This window comes from Bacillus sp. FSL K6-3431 (assembly GCF_038002605.1).
Classification (GTDB): Bacteria; Bacillota; Bacilli; order Bacillales; family Bacillaceae_C; genus Lederbergia.
The window spans coordinates 1,268,908-1,292,170 of sequence record NZ_JBBOCT010000001.1; the positions used below are offsets into that span (position 1 = coordinate 1,268,908).

Annotated in this window: 22 protein-coding genes; 5 read left to right on the forward strand and 17 right to left on the reverse strand. The window is 36.2% G+C overall.

Annotated features, from left to right (window positions below; translation table 11 throughout):
• Positions 1–47: 47 nt before the first annotated feature.
• The 5 genes from MHB53_RS06400 to MHB53_RS06420 all read right to left on the reverse strand — a co-directional run bounded on the left by MHB53_RS06400 (position 48) and on the right by MHB53_RS06420 (position 2,203).
• Entirely contained in the window at positions 48–323 is a 276-nt protein-coding gene (locus MHB53_RS06400) for a YlbG family protein (RefSeq protein WP_340916377.1), read from the reverse strand.
• A gap of 30 nt (positions 324–353) precedes the next feature.
• Positions 354–800 (reverse strand): YlbF family regulator, encoded by a 447-nt coding sequence (locus MHB53_RS06405; protein WP_340916378.1) that lies wholly within the window; start codon positions 798–800, stop codon positions 354–356.
• A 55-nt stretch (positions 801–855) separates the two neighbouring features.
• Entirely contained in the window at positions 856–1,242 is a 387-nt protein-coding gene (locus tag MHB53_RS06410; RefSeq protein WP_340916379.1) for a hypothetical protein, read from the reverse strand.
• 297 nt (positions 1,243–1,539) lie between these two features.
• The gene (locus MHB53_RS06415; protein WP_445661405.1) at positions 1,540–1,785 is read right to left on the reverse strand and encodes a YlbE-like family protein; all 246 of its coding nucleotides are present in this window, start codon (positions 1,783–1,785) and stop codon (positions 1,540–1,542) included.
• 16 nt (positions 1,786–1,801) lie between these two features.
• Positions 1,802–2,203 carry a YlbD family protein gene (locus MHB53_RS06420; RefSeq protein WP_340916383.1) on the reverse strand — a complete coding sequence of 134 codons (402 nt, stop codon included), beginning with the start codon at positions 2,201–2,203 and terminating at the stop codon, positions 1,802–1,804.
• 263 nt (positions 2,204–2,466) lie between these two features.
• Between MHB53_RS06420 and MHB53_RS06425 the strand changes: the two genes are divergently transcribed.
• Positions 2,467–4,047 (forward strand): IS1182 family transposase, encoded by a 1,581-nt coding sequence (locus MHB53_RS06425; protein ID WP_340916385.1) that lies wholly within the window; start codon positions 2,467–2,469, stop codon positions 4,045–4,047.
• A 98-nt stretch (positions 4,048–4,145) separates the two neighbouring features.
• Here the strand turns inward: MHB53_RS06425 and MHB53_RS06430 are convergent, their stop codons facing one another.
• Positions 4,146–5,207 (reverse strand): CAP domain-containing protein, encoded by a 1,062-nt coding sequence (locus MHB53_RS06430; protein WP_340916386.1) that lies wholly within the window; start codon positions 5,205–5,207, stop codon positions 4,146–4,148.
• Between the two features lie 342 nt (positions 5,208–5,549).
• On the opposite strand from MHB53_RS06430, the gene MHB53_RS06435 reads away from it, so the two are divergent.
• Together MHB53_RS06435 and ytvI are read left to right on the forward strand one after the other, a co-directional pair.
• Positions 5,550–5,909 carry a YugN family protein gene (locus tag MHB53_RS06435; RefSeq protein WP_340916388.1) on the forward strand — a complete coding sequence of 120 codons (360 nt, stop codon included), beginning with the start codon at positions 5,550–5,552 and terminating at the stop codon, positions 5,907–5,909.
• Between the two features lie 83 nt (positions 5,910–5,992).
• Positions 5,993–7,051, forward strand: coding sequence for a sporulation integral membrane protein YtvI (gene ytvI / locus MHB53_RS06440; RefSeq protein WP_340916389.1), 1,059 nt, complete (start codon positions 5,993–5,995; stop codon positions 7,049–7,051).
• A gap of 75 nt (positions 7,052–7,126) precedes the next feature.
• Here ytvI and MHB53_RS06445 read toward each other — a convergent pair whose 3' ends face one another.
• The 7 genes from MHB53_RS06445 to cyoE form a co-directional block, all read right to left on the reverse strand.
• A complete protein-coding gene (locus MHB53_RS06445) occupies positions 7,127–7,588 on the reverse strand; it encodes a DUF420 domain-containing protein (RefSeq protein ID WP_340916391.1) in 462 nt (153 codons plus the stop codon).
• A gap of 58 nt (positions 7,589–7,646) precedes the next feature.
• Positions 7,647–8,564 (reverse strand): cytochrome c oxidase assembly factor CtaG, encoded by a 918-nt coding sequence (ctaG, locus tag MHB53_RS06450; RefSeq protein WP_340916392.1) that lies wholly within the window; start codon positions 8,562–8,564, stop codon positions 7,647–7,649.
• Between the two features lie 446 nt (positions 8,565–9,010).
• Positions 9,011–9,343: a cytochrome c oxidase subunit IVB gene (gene ctaF, locus MHB53_RS06455; protein ID WP_340916394.1), complete on the reverse strand. Its 333-nt coding sequence runs from the start codon at positions 9,341–9,343 to the stop codon at positions 9,011–9,013.
• Positions 9,344–9,346: 3 nt separating this feature from the next.
• Complete coding sequence (locus tag MHB53_RS06460) at positions 9,347–9,973, reverse strand: cytochrome (ubi)quinol oxidase subunit III (RefSeq protein WP_340916397.1); 627 nt, start codon at positions 9,971–9,973, stop codon at positions 9,347–9,349.
• Positions 9,973–11,793: a cytochrome c oxidase subunit I gene (gene ctaD / locus MHB53_RS06465; protein ID WP_340924520.1), complete on the reverse strand. Its 1,821-nt coding sequence runs from the start codon at positions 11,791–11,793 to the stop codon at positions 9,973–9,975. The genes MHB53_RS06460 and ctaD overlap by 1 nt, the downstream gene beginning before the upstream one ends.
• A gap of 79 nt (positions 11,794–11,872) precedes the next feature.
• Positions 11,873–12,955 carry a cytochrome c oxidase subunit II gene (gene coxB / locus MHB53_RS06470; protein ID WP_340916399.1) on the reverse strand — a complete coding sequence of 361 codons (1,083 nt, stop codon included), beginning with the start codon at positions 12,953–12,955 and terminating at the stop codon, positions 11,873–11,875.
• A gap of 144 nt (positions 12,956–13,099) precedes the next feature.
• Positions 13,100–14,014, reverse strand: a complete 915-nt coding sequence (cyoE, locus tag MHB53_RS06475) for a heme o synthase (RefSeq protein ID WP_340916401.1) — start codon at positions 14,012–14,014, stop codon at positions 13,100–13,102.
• Positions 14,015–14,392: 378 nt separating this feature from the next.
• Here cyoE and MHB53_RS06480 point away from each other — a divergent pair, with 378 nt between their 5' ends.
• On the forward strand, positions 14,393–15,319 hold the full coding sequence (locus tag MHB53_RS06480) for a COX15/CtaA family protein (RefSeq protein WP_340916402.1): 927 nt from the start codon (positions 14,393–14,395) through the stop codon (positions 15,317–15,319).
• Positions 15,320–15,575: 256 nt separating this feature from the next.
• Here MHB53_RS06480 and pyc read toward each other — a convergent pair whose 3' ends face one another.
• The 3 genes from pyc to MHB53_RS06495 all read right to left on the reverse strand — a co-directional run bounded on the left by pyc (position 15,576) and on the right by MHB53_RS06495 (position 20,807).
• On the reverse strand, positions 15,576–19,013 hold the full coding sequence (gene pyc / locus MHB53_RS06485) for a pyruvate carboxylase (protein WP_340916403.1): 3,438 nt from the start codon (positions 19,011–19,013) through the stop codon (positions 15,576–15,578).
• 51 nt (positions 19,014–19,064) lie between these two features.
• Entirely contained in the window at positions 19,065–20,288 is a 1,224-nt protein-coding gene (locus MHB53_RS06490) for an FtsW/RodA/SpoVE family cell cycle protein (protein WP_340916404.1), read from the reverse strand.
• Positions 20,289–20,525: 237 nt separating this feature from the next.
• Positions 20,526–20,807 carry a YlaN family protein gene (locus tag MHB53_RS06495; protein ID WP_340916405.1) on the reverse strand — a complete coding sequence of 94 codons (282 nt, stop codon included), beginning with the start codon at positions 20,805–20,807 and terminating at the stop codon, positions 20,526–20,528.
• A 230-nt stretch (positions 20,808–21,037) separates the two neighbouring features.
• Here MHB53_RS06495 and MHB53_RS06500 point away from each other — a divergent pair, with 230 nt between their 5' ends.
• Positions 21,038–21,535 carry a peptidyl-prolyl cis-trans isomerase gene (locus MHB53_RS06500; protein ID WP_340916406.1) on the forward strand — a complete coding sequence of 166 codons (498 nt, stop codon included), beginning with the start codon at positions 21,038–21,040 and terminating at the stop codon, positions 21,533–21,535.
• A 55-nt stretch (positions 21,536–21,590) separates the two neighbouring features.
• Here MHB53_RS06500 and MHB53_RS06505 read toward each other — a convergent pair whose 3' ends face one another.
• Entirely contained in the window at positions 21,591–22,919 is a 1,329-nt protein-coding gene (locus tag MHB53_RS06505; protein ID WP_340916408.1) for a PhoH family protein, read from the reverse strand.
• Positions 22,920–23,263 lie beyond the last annotated feature (344 nt).

Consider the following 23,263-nt stretch of genomic DNA (forward strand, 5'->3'; position numbering starts at 1 on the left):
CACACAAAAAAATTGACAGCCAATTAAAGCAATCGGCTGCCAATTTATCATATTCCAATTCTGTAATCATATTCTTTCGCTTTATCGGGCTTCGAATTTTCAAATTCGGTCTTTAAAAAAGGTTTATACGATGGTTCTACTTTTTTTACAAATGGCATGGATGCTAGTTTTTTAGATAGATCATCCACTTCATCTTGATTACAATATAAGATTACATATTTCATTCGCTTGGAAACAAAGTGCACATTTCCAAAACGCCGCAAAGATTTTGCGTTTTTTAAACTAAATAGCCAAATGATTAATCCCTGTCTTCCCTTAAGCATATGATTTCCCCTTTTTCATCATGCTACCATTTATGCGGAGCATCCACATCCTCCACCTGTTCCACAGCCACCACCACATGATGAACCACTTTCGAAGAATGGATTACCAGTAGGCACCTTGATATGCTCCGAGACGGACCTGCCAATTAATGTACTAACCTCATCTAAAAGTGATTGTAGGTCGGTCTCAGCCCTCCGAAAATTCGCTACATTTTCATCCATGTCCATTTCTCTTTTACATACACGAGTGTCAGTCATAATTTGCTTATAGTCTGGATGATACCGACCAAATCTTTGAACGTCTTCATAAAGATCCTTCATTTTTACAAATTCGGCAATCTTTTTTCGCGTTCCTGGATCGCTTTGTAATTTATGATAAAAGAGCCTATAATTTTCGGCAATATCAGATGCTATGATCCAATCTCCAATCATTTCAGCTTTTTCAATTAATTTTACACTTTCGATTGTAGCAAGCAAAAAGCTCACCTCCAATCGTTATTTTATCATGTTTTTACTACTCTTGCGACTACAATTAACTGATTATGACGGAAAACTTATCATACAGTCTATTTTGTTCGTTGTCCTTTATAACAACTTCCACTTTTATATCTTGTATACCTGGCTTTAAGTCTTTAACAATAAATGCTGCTGTATCATACTCTGCGTACTCTTCCCCATTTACGTATAACATTATTCTCACCTTATCATGAACCGTTTCTTTACTATCATAAAAGATACCTGGTATTATACACTCAATAAAAAGATTATTTCCTTGTACTGTATGACGAACTTTTAATTCTGCACTCCCCATATGACTATCAGCCATTGTCTCCGCATGGGCTGCTTCAGGCTCCGGAATTTGTTTACCGCATCCGACTATAAAAACGATTAAAAACATATATAGTACCGCTTTCCTCATTGTATCACTCCTCTGCCTTAGCTTTTACAAAAAAAAGAGGTTCATACTAAGAAAAGCGGAAGTCGCCCCTAGCGCCAGAAGCTAGATACCAAAGGAATAACGGCTAAGAGCGCCACGTCGTGTGGCAACGCCGTTATGACTCGCATCGTACGAGCCTAAGCGCCCGTTCAGTGAGTACGCCTAAAGACATACTCGGAACGGGCGCCAGGTAACAAATAATACAACATGCGTATCGGAACTAGATACAGTAGTATTTTATATAAATTGGTTAAACCTTATAATCTAATGTACAAAAAGTTACTCCGACGTATTCATCGACTGCAACATCCCCATCATCATCGATGCCATTTGTAACCCATTTGAAAATTTTTCAACTTTATGCGGAATCGTCTTTTGAAAATAATGTAGAGAAGCAATCTCAAACTGGCTAAAACTTTCCGGATCTCTCGATAATTTTCGATACCAATAAGGTTGCTCACGAATAAACCGGTTTAACTCATTGTTTTCACGTATATAATGCATAATATCCTGCCTCACACACATCTCTCCTTTAAAAACATCAATCTTTTCTAAAAGCAAATGGATGTTGCTTTGCCGATGGTTCTTGTTCCGTGGTTTGACCATTTTGTCCTTGGAATTGCGATAAAACTCCTTGAATTGCTCCTATTGCTTGGCTCAAATTATTCACTTGATTTTGCACCTGGTTTGCATCCATATTTTTCAAAAGGCCAGTAAATTGATTTATCCAACCTTTTTCCTCTTTTCCCGTGACGCTTTCCTTTTTCCCTATATTATTCTCACGGTAATCATCCCATTTTGGGTCTTCAGCTCCTAACAAATACCAATCTTCATATAATTCTTGCCAAGTATTTTCTTTATTTTTAACTATTTGTGTGATCTTCGGATGTTGCTTAACAAATTGTTTGAATTGCTCGACTGATGGATGTAATTTATTCACCATCATATACTCACCTCGACCATTATCTGACTTCCTCTTAACAGTTTATGAGAAACTGGGTCCCTTGTGCATATGCTTTATAATCGAAACGTTTGTTTGTTTATTAAAAAGAGGCTGGGACAAAACCTACCTCTGAAACGAAAAAGCCGGAGAAATTTTACGATGAGTAAAATTTCTCCGGCTTTAATTATTTTTTTAATAAAAAAAGGCCTACTTCTGATAAAATTAAGTTACCACACTAAATCCAATCAGAAAGTAGGATCCTTATGTTTAAAAATTATAACATGAATCAATTAGTTTTACCTTTAGATTTAGAAGTAAATTTGCAAAATAACGATATTGCCTTCCACATTCACTGTTTAGTTGAAAGCATCCCGCAGGAAGCCTTTGAACCATTTCTTCGAAATGAGGGATGTCCTGCCTATCACCCCCGCATGATGCTTAAAATCATCTTATGTGGCTACACTCAATCTGTATTTTCGGGTCGTAAAATTGAAGCACTTTTAAAAGACAGTATTCGCATGATGTGGCTCGCACAAGGATACGAACCGAGCTATCGTACAATTAATCGCTTTCGTGTGCAACCTGAAGTTAAAGAATTAATTCGTCAATGCTTTGTACAATTTCGCTGTCAGTTAGTCCAAGAAAAGCTTATTGACCAAGAAGCAATTTTTATTGATGGTACAAAAATTGAAGCGAATGCGAATAAATTTACATTTGTCTGGAAAAAATCAATTGAGAAATATCATCAGGGATTAATTGAAAAATCAAATCAACTCTACAATGAGCTACTTGAGAAAGAGATTTTACCCGAAATTGAGCGTGAAAGCGAAGAAGAATTAACCCTTGAGGAACTCGCCCGCATAGTTCAAAAAGCAGACGATGTCATTAACGACTATGACAAAAAGATTGAAGCATCTTCAGACAATACAGAAAGAAAAACGTTAAGGAGTGAACGGAAGTTCCCAAAACAGGTCCGCAAACAGTTACTGGATTACATCGTTCGTAAACAGAAATATGAACGACATTTTGAAATCTTTGGCACGCGTAATAGTTATTCGAAAACAGATCATGATGCGACGTTCATGCGTATGAAAGATGATTATATGAAAAATGGTCAATTGAAACCTGGTTATAATGTACAAATTTCGACCGAAGGTCAATATACACTTGCCTATAGTTTATTTTCGAATCCAACAGACACACGTACATTAATTCCATTCCTAGATGAAATCGAGCAACATTATCTTCCATTACCGAAGTACATTGTCGCGGACGCAGGATATGGTAGTGAACAAAATTATGATGATATTCTTTCAAATCGTAAACGAGAAGCGTTAATTACGTATAACATGTATTTGAAAGAACAAAATAAAAAATATAAACAAAACGAATTCAATTCAGTTAACTGGCTTTACGATGAAGAGAAAGATACCTATACTTGCCCTAATCAACAGCGCGTTGTCTTTAAATATCATTCTGTTCGTACAGATAAGTCAGGTTTCGAGCGAGAATTTAAAATCTATGAGTGTGAAGACTGTTCAGATTGCCCATTCCGTTCATTATGTACGAAAGCAAAAGAAGGAAATCATCGAAAGATAATGGTGAACAAGAAATGGGAACAACAAAAAGAATATGTGAGAGCGAAGCTTTCAGAAGAAAAAATGAATTCTATTTACCGTCGACGCAAAATCGATGTAGAACCAGTTTTTGGATTCTTGAAGGCTAATTTGTGTTTCACTCGATTTTCAGTTCGCGGAAAATCGAAGGTCGAAAATGAAATGGGCCTAGCGTTAATGGCCGTGAATTTACGAAAATTCACGGTCAACACATTGGTTCGAACATAAATAACAAACGATAAAAGAGAAAGGTGAAATTGAGCGCGCTCAATTTCACCTTTCTCACTATTTGGAAGCTAGTTATGTCCCAGCCTCTTTAATCTGGATTATTTTATTGTTATAAAATTTTGTGTGTAATATTTCTGGTAAACACCTACACCTAATTGTGTGAAATCTTTTCCCAATAATGCAGTTCTATGTCCTTCAGAATTAAGCCAACCTTCCACTACTGCTGGACCATCAATATAGCCTAATGCGATATTCTCGCTAGCCGCTTGAAAGTCTATATCGTTTGTATCCAATCTCTCAGATAAATCTCCATGATCAGGAGAACTGTGGGAAAAATAATCATTATCGAACATATCCTTACTATGTTCATACGCTACTTCAGCTACTGGTTCGTTCCATAATAATTGGTTTAATTCAAATCTTTTCCGAATCACATTTGTAATATCGAAAATTTGTCTGGCACTTCCTTTTTCAATTTCAGCCCATTCTGCCTCATTAGGCGTTGAAGGTGTTATTAGTTCGCCGCGATATGGCATTTCATATGGACTTTGGACCACGAGTGTTTTTTTATCTGAAAATCTAACACTTGACAATTCCCCAGTAAATTTATCAATAGCCAATTGAGCATATATATCTCCCAATTGAACAAGTGGACGGATGTTTAAATCCTCTTCCGAAAGTTCAAAGCGATATGTTCCTTGATCAAGGGTTATTGTAATCTCCGTATCCAGAAGTGTAGTTCGATAAATTTCCTCAATTGTTTGCCCAATTGTATATGGACTCACATTTAGACTGCTTCCAATAACATATAATGTCACGACAGATCCATTTTGTATGCCAGCTTGCATATAGGTTCCATCGAAACCATTATAAATCCACCATTCATAGCCATACGCTGTAGGATCTTTTCTACGTGGTTCTCCATAATCCTTAACCAATGATTCAGCAGACTTACCAATGTATACGGACAAGCCTTCTTCTGGCCTTTTCGTACCATCTTGAATGTCGTCATCCAAATTATTATCTATATCCTTCTTAGGCGGATTACTAAAATTATAATCCTGTAGTATCTCATCATTGTCAGGTGCTGAGTAATAGTAAATACTAATGATAAAAATAATTGCAGATATGATCATTACTCGAAAGAGAATACGCAGCAATACCGCTCCTTTCTTTGAAATTATGCCTACATTAAATATTGACATAAGGACGAAGATTTCGTGTATTCACCAATTATTGGCGAATACAATCATTTTCTATATTATATCATCAATTAATGGAGTTCACTAAATTATTGTGATGTCAATGAAAACCTATCAATGCACTATTCCATTTCTCTTGTAGATTTTGTCACAATTGAGATGTATATTTACTTAGCTTCTCAAATTCAGTTGCATAGCATTGCAACATATAGAATTTTCGACTATTATTAGACTTGAAGAAATATTATTGCTTAACCTATTAAAAGTCAATATTGGTGAATATTTAGGAGGGAAATTATAATGAGATTTGATAATAGTGGACTAGAAGCATTTAAAGTGGATTTAAACCGTCTTGATGAAATTATGGAACAAAACGGAATGATTCGTGCTGGACAATGGGATTATGAACGTGCAACATATGATCATAAATTCCAAATTAAAGAAGGTACATATTATTTACGAATTCCTAGCTATACGCTAAATGGAGATGTTGGTGCACACGATGCAGATATGCAGTTAATGCATCCATATCTTGGTAAGCACTACTATCCACATGGTGTGGAGTACGGAGAAGACGAATACTTCCCTGCACATCTTGTTAAACAGTGTGAACAAATCCTTGAAAAAATAAAAAAAGAAGTAGAAGTATTTGCCGAATAATACATTTAAATAAGGAACACGGATACCCGTGTTCCCTTATTTAATCATTAAGATATTTATTGGAGAGTGAGAGGGATCCTATTTTGATTGGTTTTCTTACTAGAAAGCATATTATTATTTTTTTCTTAATCCTTGTTCTTGTTTTATTATCATGGTATATTTTGCCTGTTTCTGTCCCTTTAATAGCCGCAATTATTACAGCTATACTTCTCGATACTGTTGTTGTATGGGCCGAGCTCAAACTTAAAATAAAGCGGCAGTTAGCGGTTATTATCACCTTTACCATTTTCACACTAATCTTAGGAGCAAGTGGATTCTTTTTAGCAACTAAAGTTATTGGCGAAGGAATTAAATTAATTGAAGACTCTCCCACCTATATTAATAATCTTACTATTATGTGGAAAAATATCGATATCTACTTTCAAAATGCAGCAATAGATTTTCCACAAGAAATGGTAACCGCAGTAACTGAAGAAGTAAATGATTTTTTCGAATCATTTGTAAAAGGTTTAAAGCAATACATAAATATTGAAAATATTAGTGCATTACTATCTTATATACCTAATTATCTCGTTAGCTTTTTAGTTTATTTAATTGCATTATTCATGTTTATGATTGATTTGCCTCGAATCCGCAGTGGATTTCATCGTTATTTAAGTGAAAAAACGGCTGCTAAAGTAAATTTTATGACTTCAAGATTATCCTCAGTTGTTTTAGGCTTTTTTAAAGCACAATTTTTAGTAAGCATCATTATTTTTATTGCTGCTTTTATTGGATTATTAATCATTCAGCCAAAAGTTGCGATTGTTATGGCGCTAGTCATTTGGATCATAGATTTAATTCCTATCATCGGCTCCATTGTAATTCTTGCCCCGTGGTCTTTGTATCACTTTTTTACTGGCGATATTGCCTTAGGAACAAAACTTGCTATATTAGCGATAATCCTGCTCTTAATTAGGCGAATTGTCGAGCCAAAAGTAATGGGAACACATATGGGACTTTCTCCATTAGCAACGTTAATCTCCATGTATATTGGACTGAAATTATTAGGCGTATTAGGACTTATTCTTGGTCCTCTTTTGTTAATATTATTTAAATCAGCAAAAGAAGCAGAGTTGATAAAAGTAAACTTTAAAATATAAAAAATGAGGCTGCTCCTATCAGAATCAAGATGATATATCCATCGTCAGATTCTTTTAGGACTAGCCTCATTTTTATTAAAACCCTAAAATAGCTTTGATTAATGACGTTGTTTCTCCGCCTTGATAAATAATATAAAGTAAGAGATACACAATGACACCTGTTATACCAGTAAAAAACCAGATAATACTCGTATAAGGACCTAATTTGCGATGTATCTCTCGCTTATTCTTATAACCCGTCCATAAAGAAATAATTCCTATAACTGCACCAGTAGTAGCAAGTGTAATATGAAAAATAAGAAAAACTGTATAAATCATTTTATATTCATCAGGTCCACCAAAAGAAGTATTGCCTACAAAGATCGTGCGGCTTGAATAAATAATAAAGAAAATAATCGCAAATACACCAGCAAGTGTCATCGCTTTTCTATGCCCTGCGATGTCGTTTTTTCTAATTTTACTCCAACCGATTGCAACGAGCACTGCACTTATGACAATACATACTGTACTTATTGTTGGCATTATCGGAACTGTCATAATCTATAATTCCTTCCTAAAACTTAATATATGTATGGAGAGCAGTTACCACCTATGATCATTCAGCATGACGAGGTTCTTGATGCTGGAGCCTTGTAGCTGCTTCATTGATTTGATTACCTTCTTCCTGCTCTCTCTTATACCATTCAAAGAAAACTTTCGCTAACATAAAACCAAGTACAATTTCTTGAATTAGTTTCATTATGACGCCACCAAGCTGTTGATCTTCTTGCGCTGGCATATTTGTAAATAATTCTGGTCCACTGATGGATAAGTTAGATAAAGTACTACCTGGTACACAAAGTGCCATCGCCTTCATCCACATTTCTCCATCAGTATATGTCCCATACATCGCCGCGGGAGCAAAAATGATTAATGCACAGGCAGGAGTAAGCAAGACACCATCACCGATAATATAACCTACTTTTTTCAAACCGTGTAATCGGTGTTGACCTTCTAATTTATTTAATAGTGGCCACCATAAGAAAATAGCTAAAACAAATAGAAATATTGTATATAGCGCATGAACCACTATATTCATTTTAACAGCATCCATTACTAATGGGATATGATAAATAGAAAAGAATCCATTAAATACAATCAAAGCAACTAATGGTTTTGTAAAAAAAGCAAAACCCTTTTTAATTGTCGGATATTCAATTACTTTAAGCCATACCCAATTCGGAATACTTGCTACAAGGATTGGTGGAATGACTATATATAGAAAAGCCATTTGCACCATATGAAAAGTGAACATAATATGTGCTACAAGATCTACTGGAGAGCCTTTTGTAACATAAAGCAAGATCATAGAAATTAAAAATAGGACTGCTTGGCCTTTTTTTAACGGTTCACTATCTTTAAATTTATGACGATATTTAACTGTTAGTAAAAAGTAACCCACAATCAATAACAAGACAAAAATCATAAAATATGGACTCCATAGTGCTCGGAATCCAAAAATACTTAAAGGCATTACACCCTCACCTCTTCTTTAGAATGGATCCACCTATCCTTCATTATACTTTTCCGTTCACCTATATTCAATGATAGCGATTGACAAGTTAATGACAATAAAAAAGCGGAATTGACCCTTTAAGAAATATAACACCTAAAATGGCACTTCCTGTGTCAACATCTGTATAACCACCATTCACAAGGCGACTACATACCCCTAGAAACCTCCGTATAAGACAAAGGGAGAATTTTTTATCAACTTCTCATAAGCAGTAGCAGAAAAGCGTGTTACTGTAGCCAGACAATAAAAAAATGAAGCACTGAATATTAGCTATTTTGTGGCTCTCCAACAAGCCAATCAAAGCATTGATGGTTTTAGGGTGGTAAACCTTAATCGATCATATCGTTTATAATGATGAATACTAACGCAAAAAGCCAGCCGAAACCGGCTGGCTTTTTATGAAATTACCACCAAACAATTGTCATGAATGTAAGGATTGTTACAAATCCAATAATCATGCCTCCGTACATAAACAATTGTGGAGCTTCATGCCCTTTATGACTCATATGCATGAAATAATAAAGTTGAAATATTACTTGAACAATAGCTAGTAAAAGAATTACTGGAATGACAAACCATTTATCAAAACCAGCGTAAACAGTAGCAAAAGCGATAATTGTTAAAAAAATCGATATCGCAAATGAAACCACTTGGTAACGCATTTCTTCTGCATTTTTTCTACGGCGATATTCATATTCAACTTGAGAATTGCCAGAAATCAAATGTTGGTTTTCCATCTTTTATCCCACCATTCCCATTAAATATACGACAGTGAAAATAAATACCCAAACAACATCAATAAAGTGCCAATATAGGCTGGCAACGTAAAACTTTGGAGCGTTGTATAGGCTTAATCCTCTCTTCGCGTTTCGAACCATCAGTGCAATGATCCAACTGAGACCAAATACTACGTGACCTCCATGGAATCCAACAAGTGTATAAAATGCTGAACTGAATGCACTTGAAGTAAATCCAAAACCTTCTTTAGTATAGTGCACAAACTCATAGATTTCTAATCCTAAGAATGTTACACCTAAAAGAACTGTTATTAATAACCATGCTTGCATTTTTTTGAAATGATAATTCTTCATATGGTAAATCGCATATACACTCGTGATTGAACTTGTTAGGAGAACCATTGTCATTAGAAATGCTAATGGTAATCCAAAAATATCTTTTGCAACGATATCCGTATTAGTAGGAACTTTATCCTTTAGCGCCAAATATGTTGCAAAGAGTGAGGCGAATAATACTGTCTCGCCTCCAAGAAAGAACCAGAAACCCAAAAATTTATTTTTTCCTTCTAAGCTAGCTCTTTCGGGTGCCTCAGGCCATGTTTTTGGTGTAAATTGCTCTTCAACATGCATTATGCCTTTACCCCCTTATTTTTATTATCGTCCTCTAATTCTGCTTTCGTAATATGGAAACCATGATCATCTTTCAATGATCTTATTAACATAGAACCAAATGCAATGACAAGTCCGATGATTAATACTGGAAGACCCCAAGCTTGCTCTGTGCGATAAATTACACCAAATGATGCAATAAACAGACCAAGTGAAATAAATATCGGTAAGATCGAACCGTTAGGCATATGCACATCACCGACTGGCTCTGCAGGTGTCATTTCCGTTTTACCTTCCATTTTTTCAATCCAGTAAGCATCAATTCCGCGAACTAAAGGAAGTTGCTTAAAGTTATAAAACGGAGGTGGTGACGGTATGGACCATTCAAGCGTACGGCCGTCTCCCCATGGATCGCTTCCAACCTTAACATTTTTCACTTGTGTGATAATAACATTATAAAGCAGAATTAAGATTGCAACAGCCATAAAGCCTGCCCCAATAGAACTGATTAAGTTACCTGTATTTAAACCTTGACCAGGTAAATAAGTTACAATTCTTCTCGGCATACCCATTAGACCTAAGAAATGCTGAATGAAGAATGTCAAATGGAAACCTAGTAAAAATAATACGAATGTTACTTTACCTAATGTTTCATTTAACATTGTCCCAAACATTTTCGGCCAATAAAAATGAGTCGCTGCCAATATTCCTAACACAACCCCACCAACAATTACATAGTGGAAGTGAGCTACGACAAAATATGTATCATGAAATTGATAGTCCGCAGGTGCTGCAGCAACCATGATACCTGTCACACCACCCATTACAAATGATGGGATAAATGCGGCCGCATATAGCATGGGAGTTGTAAATTTAATACTTCCGCCCCACATCGTAAACAACCAGTTAAATATTTTAATTCCAGTTGGCACGGCGATTGCCATGGATGCTACTGCAAAGATTGCATTTGCAATATTACCAAGACCAACTGTGAACATATGGTGAGCCCAAACCATAAATCCTAGGAAACCAATTAATACTGTAGCGAATACCATTGAAGAATATCCGAATAGGCGTTTCCTTGAAAATGTAGCGAATATCTCAGAAAATATACCGAATGCTGGCAATATTAGAATATATACCTCTGGGTGACCAAATATCCAGAAGAAATGTTCCCAAATAATTGTGTTTCCTCCCATTGTAACATCGAAAAAGTTTGCTCCAAACATTCTATCGAATGTAAGCAAAAACAATGCAACTGTTAGTGGAGGGAAAGCAAATAATATTAGTGCTGATGCAACAAAAGTTGTCCAAGAAAACATCGGCATGCGCATATAAGTCATACCAGGTGCTCGCATATTAATAAGCGTAACGAGGAAGTTAATTCCTCCCATTAATGTACCAAACCCAGATATCTGAATACCTAGTGCATAATAATCAATTCCATGGCCTGGCGAGGCAATCGAAAGTGATGCATATGATGTCCAACCTGCATCAGGTGCTCCTCCAAAGAACCATGAAAGATTTAAAAGCAATCCTCCAAAGAAGAAAAGCCAGAAACCTAAAGAGTTTAAAAACGGAAATGCCACGTCACGTGCACCGATTTGCAATGGCATTATTAAGTTCATAAACCCTATTAATATCGGCATGGCTGCTAGGAATATCATCGTAACCCCATGCATCGTAAGCATTTCATTAAATAGACTAGCATTAACAAAGTTGCTGTCCGGAACAGCTAATTGAATTCGTATAATTAGTGCTTCAAGTCCGCCAATTAAAAAGAAAAAACCACCTGCTGCAATATATAATACAGCAATCTTTTTATGGTCTACTGTTGTCATGTAGTCCCATAGCGTAGCTCCAAAACCCCTTTTTTGAGCAATACTACTACTCACATTTAGACCTCCTCTTCAAAAAAACTTATTTATTCTGTACTTTTAATCCCATTAAGTATTCCGTTAAAGCCTCTATTTCTTCAGGCTTTAATTCCGGATACGTACCAGTCATTTTATTACCTGGTTTAATTTTCTCCGGATCTTGAAGCCATCTCTCTAACTCTTCTTCTGTATGATCTAAAATCCCTGCAATCTTTTCTCTTTCACCAAAGTTAGTTAAGTTTGGTGCTCGTCTAGTTTGTGCAGGTGCTTCATTGCTAGGCGATACAGCATGACACTGGATACAGCTTTGAGTAAAGATTTCTTCCCCTTGTTTCGCAAGATCTGTCGTAGCTGCAGGCGCTTCAGCGTTTTGCATATCAGCTACCCAATTATCAAAATCACCTTTTGACATTGCTTTTACTTTAAAATCCATATATCCATGAGAAGGTCCACAAAGTTCCGCACATTTTCCGTAGAAAATATCGCCTGCTTCCTTCGATTTTTCAGGATCTACTTGCAACCAGAATTTATTAATATTATCTGGGTTTGTATCAAGTTTACCACCTAATGGAGGGATCCAGAACGAATGCTTAACGTCAGCAGATGTTACTTGAAAATAAACCTTTTCGTCTGTCGGTATAACAAGGTCTTGACTCGTTACGATACCTAGATCAGGATATTCAAATTCCCACCAATATAAATGTGCTCTAACGTTAACAACTAGCGCTTCAGGATTACCATCAGCATCTTTCTTACCAATTGCAGAAACATCTCCTTGACTGAATGTCTGTGCAACTGTTGGTACTGCTAAAATTAAAAGTAGTATGATAGGAATAACAGTCCAAACAATTTCTAAAACATGACTACCTTCAACCTGTTTAGGAATCTTGTTTTCGTCACCCTTTTTACGGCGAAAACGGACCATAATAATAGTAAATATTACTACCACTACTACGATAACCAATGCCATGATTCCGATACTAAGTAGTATCAAATCATATTGCTGCTGAGCAACTTCACCTGCTGGTTTTAATGCAGATAAAAATGGCTTGCCACAGCCTGAAAGTATAAGCGCTAACATCGTAAAAACTGATAATAAACGCCCTTTTCTCAGCCATTTTTTCATAGTGAATTCAAACCCCTCTTTCTTAATTGTCATTGCGGTAACAAAGACCGATTATTTCTATATATGGATTTCTTATAAAAGAAAGAATTCCCTAGCAATTAGTACACAGCATTTTATGCTGTTTGACGTGCCTTGATGTTTTCTTTAAATAACAGACAGGATGACCATTGCTGTAAACAGAATCGTCAAATAGTTTAAAGAATATACAAACATTTGTGTCGCCCATTTAATATCATCCTTTTTCCTATACCCCATAAGTCCGATTGTAAGCCAACCTAAATTTAAAACCGTCATAAGAATAATAAACGGAGTACCTAAGGATTTCATGAAAAACGGAATTGGGAGAAGCAATACTATCCACGCAACAATATGTAGTTTTGTAACAGCGAAACCTTTAACAACAGGCAACATAGGAATGCCAGCTGTTCTATATTCTTCCACTCTTCTCATTGCTAATGCATAGAAATGGGGAGGCTGCCAAATAAACATGATGAAGAACAGCATCCAAGCCATTGGAGGCAATGTAGGATCTACCGCCGCCCATCCTATTAATGGTGGAACAGCTCCAGATATGCTGCCAATAATCGTATTACTAACATACAATCTTTTCGACCACATACTATAGAGTACCACATATGTAAAGACTCCAATAACGCCGATAATTCCAGTAGTGATATTCATCATAAAAAGCATTAGCAACCCTATTATAACAAAAGTAAAACCGATTACTAGCACTTTTGATCCGCTAATTTTTCCTGTGACTGTTGGTCGGCCCTTTGTCCGTTCCATTACTGGATCAATATCACGATCGATGTAGTTATTTAATGCACATGCCCCTGCTATAATTAGAGATGAGCCTAACATCGTAATGATCACAATATTAAGGGATTGTAAGAAATGTCTATCTGTTAGCATAAACGCCAACCATAAACCAGTAAATGTAGTAATCGCGTTTGAATTTACAATACCAATCTTTATTAATGCCGTAAAATTTTTCCATGTAGATGTGGGATGACTTACAGCTTCTTCGACTGTTGTTAAAACACGACTGTTTCCCATTCTTATTACCTCCCTTCTAGAAATATAATAATTACATTCCCTTTCATACTATAATACATAAGTGCTAAGTTTTCTCTTATTTAATAAAGATTTCAGTATTTGTTCACTAATTTACCACTTTTTCCAACTATAAATATATTATGTATGACAAACGCACATAGTATATTGTATCATATTTGCCAAAAAAAAAGGAGTAGACCTATTAAGGCTTCTAGTAATTCATTGATATTGTCATAAGTCTATAACAATTAAATGGATTTACTGGGTTGTAACAATTTTGTCGGTTGTTTTTTTCTAATTGGTTATGTAGTATCGATAATGGAATTGATTATTATCACTTTGAAAGACTGAAATAAATTATCGTAAGAAGGTGAAGATTTGCTCCGCAGTTTAAAATGGTTCTCCGTACTGACAACATTAGTAATGACTGGTGTATTGATTGGTGGAGCTTTAGTTACAAAAACCGGCTCTGAGCTTGGATGTGGCAGAACATGGCCACTTTGCAATGGTAAATGGGTCCCAACCGAAATAACCCCTGAGCTTATCGTGGAATTGGCACATCGCCTTGTTTCCGGGAGTGCTGGCTTACTCGTTTTAGGTCTTGCAATATGGGCCTGGAAAGCAATTGGGCATAAAAGAGAAACGAAGCTTCTCGCAATTCTATCTGTTTCTTTCTTACTATTACAAGCATTAATTGGGGCTGCTGCAGTTATGTGGCCACAAACTGATTTTGTATTGGCGCTTCACTTCGGAATATCATTGATTTCCTTTGCAACTGTCTTTTTATTAACCTTACTAATATTCGAAGTGGATCAGAAATTTGATACGAAAACACTTATTATTGATGGGAGAATGAAGTTTCACATCATAGGAGTAACGCTATATAGTTATGCTGTTGTTTATACTGGGGCGTTGGTCAGACATACAGAATCAAGCCTTGTATGCAAAGATTGGCCGTTTTGTAATAATAGCGCTTTTTCATTACCAGCCAATTTATATGAATGGATTCAAATGGGACATAGATTGGCCGCAGGTCTAATTTTTATCTGGATTGGATACATTACAATCCTCGCAATCAAGCATTATAAACATCAGAAAGTAATGTACTGGGGATGGATCATCGCATTTATCATCGTGACACTCCAGGTTATCGCAGGAGCTGTTGTCGTACTTACAGGTTTAAACATTTATGTCGCGTTGGCACACGCATTTTTCATTGCTTGTCTGTTTGCTTTACTAAGCTATTTTGTTATGTTACTTACTAGAAACAACCTTACAAAGGATGTTCAAAAAGTCACCAAATGAGAACCAGAAAATTCCTTTGTTGCTCGGTTTTTCCGGTTCTCACGAGCTATATAGGAAGATCTTCTGTTAAAGAGGAACCTCTGTGTTGCTTATCTCATGTGAGCAACACAGAAATCAGCACATCCTGTGCAAGTCCGATTCAGAAAAACAAAAAACATGAACAGCGATTAATGCTGTACATGTTTTTTAATAGGTATTAGCTTATATTGTCAGTGCTTGATGAAAATTTCTGTTCCAAAGCTCCAAGATTCACATATTATTTATCCATTTCAATTAATAAATCTCCTGTTTGAATCGCCTCGCCACTTTCCGCATATATATTCTTAATTGTTCCCGTAAATGGAGCTTGAACAGTTGTTTCCATTTTCATCGCTTCCGTGATCATCAAATGATCCCCTTTGGTCACTTGCTCCCCATTTTTAATGAGTACCTTTAATACGGTTCCTGGCATTGTTGCACCTATATGCGCTTCATTTTTGCTATCGGCTTTCCGTTTTGTTTGCACAGAGGATTTAACACTCTCGTCTTTAATAACAACTTCCCTCGGCTGACCATTTAGTTCAAAATACACAATTCTCGTTCCATCAGGTTGCGGCTGACCAATAGAAATCAGTTTTACGATTAAGGTCTTACCAATTTCGATTTCGACTTCTATTTCTTCTCCAAGTCTCATTCCATGCAAGAAGGTCGGCGTGTCAAGCACACTAATATCACCAAATGTATTAATAGTGCGCACATAATCGATAAATACTTTTGGATAAAGTGCATATGCAGTCACATCATAGTCTGTTGGTTCCACACCTGTTTCAGCCTTTAATTCTTCCCGTAATTTAGTAAAATCTACTGCTTCTAACAATTCACCAGGTCGGACGGTAATCGGTTTGCGGTCTTTCAAAATTACCTTTTGTAATTGTTTCGGGAATCCTCCATGGGGTTGCCCAAGATATCCTTCAAACAATTCAATAACAGAATCAGGGAAATCAATTTTCATGCCATTGTCGAGGACATCTTCCTCTGTAAGATTATTTTGGACCATGAATAATGCCATATCACCTACAACCTTTGATGAAGGTGTTACTTTCACGATATCACCAAACATTTGGTTTACTTGATTATACATGGTCTTTACTTCATCCCAACGACTACCTAACCCAACCGCTTTTGCTTGTTGCTGTAGATTGCTATATTGCCCACCAGGCATTTCATGTTGATATACCTCTGCATGAGGAGCCACCATGCCACTTTCAAAGTCCGCATAATATTTACGTACATCTTCCCAATAATATGTGAGTTGATTTACTGCGTCCATATTAAATTCAGGTTCTCTTCCTGTTCCTTCTAAAGCATATAACAAAGAATTTAAACTCGGTTGTGATGTCTGACCTGACATGGAGCTAAGTGCAGTATCCACAATATCAATCCCTGCCTCAATTGCTCTAGCATACGTGAATATTCCATTTGCACTCGTATCATGCGTATGCAAATGAATAGGAATATTTACAGTTTCTTTAAGTTCTGAGATAAGCCGATATGCTGCTTGTGGTTTTAATAAACCTGCCATATCTTTAATTGCTAAGATATGTGCTCCTTGGTTCTCCAATTCTTTTGCTAAGTGCTTATAATATTCGACATCATACTTCGCTCTCGACGGATCATTAATATCACCTGTATAACAGATAGCTGCCTCCGCAATTTTCCCGGATTGACGAACAGTATCAATCGCTACTTCCATTCCTTTAACCCAGTTTAAACTATCGAAGATTCGAAAAACATCGATACCCGTTTCCGCTGATTGTTGTACAAACTCCTTGATGACGTTATCAGGGTAATTAGTATATCCTACAGCGTTAGAAGCCCTTAATAACATTTGAAAAAGAACATTTGGAATATTTTTTCTTAAAGATATTAGCCTTTCCCATGGATCTTCTTTTAAAAATCGATACGCAACATCGAATGTAGCGCCGCCCCACATCTCCATAGAGAATAGATCTGGTAACATTTGGGATGTTTGTTTCGATATTTGTAATAAATCATAACTTCTGATTCTTGTAGCTAATAAGGACTGATGTGCATCCCTAAATGTTGTATCTGTCAATAATACTTTATTTTGATTCTGTATCCATTTTACAAGTCCCTCAGGGCCTTTTTGATCCAATATTTGTTTTGTACCAGATAGCGTAGTCTGATCCAACGTCAACTTTGGTGTTCTTGGTTCAGGATAAACTGGTTTCTTTCTGTTTTCCACACTTGGAAAACCATTCACAGTAACTGTGCCTATATATGAAAGCATTTTCGTACCGCGGTCCTTGCTTTTAGCGAATGTAAATAACTCGGGTGTTTGATCTATAAAAGACGTATCATAAGCACCTGTCATAAATTGTTCATTTTCAATGACATTCACTAAGAATGGAATATTAGTCTTAATTCCTCTGATTCGAAATTCTTTTAAATTTCTTACCATTTTAGCTGCTGCTTGTTTAAATGTCATTGCATGAGTTGATAACTTCACAAGTAATGAATCGTAATATGGCGTGATTACCGCGCCTTGAAAAGCATTTCCTGCATCGAGACGAACACCAAATCCTCCACCAGACCTATATGCCATAATTTTACCAGTATCAGGCATAAAATTATTTAATGGATCTTCCGTCGTTACACGGGATTGAATAGCAAAACCATTCGTTTTTATTTCATCTTGATAAGGAATTTGTATTTCTTCGCTATGTAATGAATGTCCTTCAGCAATAAGTATTTGAGAATGAACAATATCTATACCAGTAATCATTTCAGTAATTGTATGCTCTACTTGGATACGAGGATTGACTTCAATAAAATAAAACTCATCACCAGCTACTAAAAATTCAACTGTACCTGCGTTGATATATCCTACATTTTTCATTATATCAACAGCCGCGTCACAAATTTTCATTCTCAATTCATTCGATAAAGAAACGGAAGGCGCAGTTTCCACTACTTTTTGATGTCTTCTCTGCACAGAGCAATCACGCTCAAATAAATGCACAATATTCCCTAGCATATCACCTAATATTTGCACTTCTATATGTTTTGGATTTTCAATAAATCTTTCTACGTACATTTCCTCGCTGCCAAAAGCCGCTTTTGCTTCAGATTGGGCACGTTCATAGGCTTCTTTCATTTCTTCTGCCTTATGTACAATTCTCATCCCACGTCCGCCACCACCAAGAGAAGCCTTAACCATTAATGGAAAGCCACTTGTTTCACTAAAAGCAATGGCATCTTCCATACTTTCTACTGGCCCATCACTACCAGGTATCACAGGTATACCGGCAAGAAGTGCTTGCTCCTTTGCTTTGACCTTATCTCCAAACATATCTAAATGTTGAATCGATGGACCAATAAAGATGATTCCTTCTTTTTCACACCGTTTAGCAAGTTCAATATTTTCTGAAAGAAAACCGTATCCTGGATGGATTGCATCTGATCCAGATTTTTTCGCTATTTCAATAATACCGTCAATATCTAAATATGCATCGATTGGTTTTTTGTCTATCCCTACTATATATGCTTCATCAGCTTTATACCGATGATAAGATCCAGTATCTTCGCGTGAATAAATGGCAACTGTACGAATATCTAGTTCAGTACAAGCACGGAAGACCCTAATGGCAATTTCTCCCCTGTTAGCAACTAAAACTTTTTTGATTTTCTTCATACTACTCTCCCCTTCACAACAATTTCTGTATACAAAATTTATGATAAATGATCAACGTTGAGTCATATTACCGATCTGTTGTTTTGACCGGAATGAATCAAGCGTAGGATCAGACATTGATTTTTCTTTTTTGTATTTTTCATCATAATTTTTAAACATTGAAACATTAGTTAAAATTCCCATACATATGGACAAAACAATAATGGAGGAACCACCATAACTTATAAAAGGTAGTGTTACACCAGTTATCGGAATGATCCCAGACATTCCGCCCAAGTTGATAAATGATTGAAGTCCAAGCATCCCTGCTATTCCGATCGCAAGCATACTACCAAATGGATCACGACACCTAATACCAATAAAAATACCACGGAGCACTAAATAACCAATCCCTAATACAACAAAAGCCACTCCAAAAATGCCAAGTTCCTCCGCTATGATTGCCATGATAAAATCTGTGTGTGCCTCAGGTAAATATCCTAACTTTTGGACACTTTGACCTAACCCTAGACCTTTTAATCCTCCTGAACCTATCGCCAAGTATGAATTAACAAGCTGGAATCCTTGATCACCAGCGGTTCCAAACGGATCTAAGAAACCATCAATTCGTTTCATATTTCCATCGGTAAAGAAACTATCGAATTTTAAAATGACGAAAGGTGTAAGTAAACTAACTAATAGAATACCAAGCATAATAAGTTTCATAATAGTCCGAAACCGCATGCCTGAGCATAGGATAATCATTATACCAATTAAAAATGTAATCAAAGCTGTTCCATTGTCGGGTTCAATTTTAATTAAAAAACAAACAAATACTAAATAAATAACTGGCGGGAGTACCCCTCTATTGAGTTGATCAATATATTGTTGTTTATTCGCATAAACAGCCGACAAATAAATAATGACACTTATTTTAACGAACTCTGATGGTTGAATTTTCCTTGTACCAATATTGATCCAGCTTTGTGCATTATTCGTAACATGCCCGAAGAAAAAGACAGCAAATAACCCTGCAACAGCAAGAGACGTCATGATCATTAGTAACTTTTTATTTCGAAATGCCTTATATGGAAATATCGCAAAAAATATAAAAGCCGCAAATGCAAAAAGTAAATTCATCTTTTGTTTTTGATAGAAAAAATCAGCTGGATATTCATAATACTGCACAGCCATTATCATACTTGAACTGTAAATCATCACAAGACCAAACAAACAAAGTAGTATGTATACAACTATAATGGAGTAATCATATGATTTTAATATTTTTTTTAGCATCGAATTCTTCCAATCTATGATTAAGTTTAGAAAAAGAGCCTCGGCTAATTTCTATACCGGTGCAACCTACGCGTCATGCAGATTCGGAGGCGTTTGTCAGGGGTGACAGATATTGACGGATCTTGTCCTATAAAAAAACCCAAACAATTACATTGAACTGTTTGAGTTTTAATATAAAGTTATCGCTAAAAATCCTACGAATACAAATGATTTAAAGGAATATTGTAATAAAGATCCTTACTTTCTTAAAGAAGCCTCATGAAGTGCAGTAAGCTGTCTTTCTAAGGAATCCATTAATTCCTTCCCGTTTTTTTCATCTACTAGTCCTAGACGGACTGCAAAGTCTATCTCACGGGACAGGCCAAACATTTGTGTGTCCAGCACTTCCTCGTATAAAGGGCATTGAGGCATTGTTAAGTTGTCCATTTGCACCTGTATTAAACGTAAGATTTTCTCTGCGTCTGCCTTCAGAAGAGCAAAGGCTTTTTCTCGATGATCTATTATTATTTCAGACACCACATTAATCCCCCTGTCTCCGAACAAATAGACAATACTATCTTTAAATTTTACCGCTATTTCTGACAAATTGCAAGAGGAAAGCTAGAATTGAAATGTTGATGAAAATCATGCGAATGATTTGACAAATAACTTTTTTTAGCAAAATTCCAGAAAAGTCGTTTGGCATATTCACTTTTATTTTCAAAGCATTCACGATATAATCTAGATGATGGACGAAAGGAGTTTTTATCATGGATACAATTATTCCATATAAAGGAAAGGTCAAGTTCCCGATTACGCTTGATGCAGGTGTTTGGATTTTTGATGATCGCCGAATTGATTTAAATACATACTTCATAGATGGCCCAGAAAACACTAATGCCGATGAAGAAAACTTTACTGTTGTTTCGAAACATTGGGATCGTGTGATTAAGGAAGGCGCGATTGCACCACCTACACTAAAATCTGAGCGCCAATTTGAAAAAGTAAAAATCTTAACAGGTACATTTGGTATTAAGATGGAACCTTTTTTAAAAAACGCTGAGCCGTCGGAGGATGCAACATCATTAGTTATTGAAACAGCGGATGGTGAATTCCTAGTACCATTGGAAGAAGCATACCATTTAATTCTAGCCTTTTCCAAAGATGGAAAACCTTTAAGAGAAGATGGGCCTGTTCATATTATATTTGCAGACGGTTCCAATCAAAAGAATCCAATTAAAAATGTAAACGCATTTCGAGTAGAGTGACAAGAATATTTTTCGTACCCAAAAAGCAGGCGGAATCCCCGCCTGCTTTTTATTTTCACAGTAAATCTGCAGCAAGTTGAGCAAGTTTAGAGCGCTCACCTTTTATAAGCTTAATATGTCCTGCAACTGCTTCATCTTTGAATTTTTCCAAGATGTATACCAAACCGTTATTATATTCATCTAAGTATGCATGATCAATTTGTTCCGGATCACCCATGAAAACTATTTTGCTACTTTCCCCTACCCTTGTAAGAATTGTTTTAGCTTCATGCTTTGTTAAGTTTTGGGCTTCATCAATAATAATAAATTGTTCAGGGATACTGCGCCCTCTTATATAAGTTAGCGCTTCGACCTCAATGGAGCTCATCCCCGCTAAAATCGCATCAATTTCACCAGGCTTTTTCGTGTTAAATAAGTATTCTAAATTATCATAAACTGGTTGCATCCACGGCCTTAACTTTTCTTGCTTTTCACCCGGTAAATAGCCAATATCCTTTCCAACTGGTATTATCGGTCGGGTTACAAGAAGCTTTTTATATGCCCGTAAGTCTTCCGTTTGCATTAGCCCTGCAGCTAAGGCTAATAAGGTTTTTCCTGTTCCAGCTTTTCCAATCATTGTAACGAGCTGAATATCTTTTCTAAAAAGCAGCTCTGTAGCCATTGTCTGTTGTACATTTCTCGGCTTTATTCCCCAAACAGAATCATAATGGTTCACTAACTTCTTTATATATGTTCCGGTATGATCTGTCATCCCTATAGCCGAGGCTGAACTTCCAAGCTCATCTTTCATAATCAAGAACTGATTTGGATATAGTTTTTTATCAAAAAACTCTTTGCATTCAATTTGTCCTTTTTCATAAAAGCGTCTAAGTTTATCAATGTCAACAAAAATCTCTAGCATTCCTGTATACATATGATCGGTTTCAACGACACGGTCATTTAAAAAGTCTTCTGCATATAAACCAATTGCATCAGCTTTCACCCTAAGCAAAGCATCTTTACTAACTAGAATAACGGAACGGCCATCCAACTTCGTTTCTTCTTCCAATGCAATATTTTTAGCAACTGCTAATATTCGATTATCGTTTGTTTTTTCTATAAATATTTCCTGCAATTGGTGAAAGGAACGATGATTTAATTCTATTCTTAATGTTCCACCGTTATCTAACTTTATTTGCTCATGCAATTTTCCTGTTAATCTAAAGCCGTCGATCAATTTAGAAACATGTCTTGCATTCCGGCCAATCTCGTTCATATAACGTTTTTTAGAATCGACTTCTTCAAGTACAACTGCAGGAATGACTACTTCATTGTCCGCAAACGAGAATAGGGAGTTGGGATCTTGCAACAAGACATTCGTATCTAACACGTAAATTTTTGTCAAATTAATGCCTCCTGCTTCTTTTTAATATTCTATGTGAACTGTTAGTAGCCGGTTCCAATCAATTATTTGCAACGCAAGACAACTCCTTTTATTAAAATATATGTATTCCTGCATAAAGAAAGAATAAAAACACAAAATATATGAAGAAAAGCGGAAGCGTCAAGTAGCTTGATTAAAAAGGTCAGACTCTATGTCATCTTCGGCAGAGCTTCCCCCCTCAACCCGTTATACGCGCTGAAGACAGGTCCTAAACTACAACGTTGATTGAGGCGAAAAGGAGAATGTTTAGAGCTAGACTATTAATCACTATGTCAGTGTGATCTACATTCTGCGAACCTAAATAA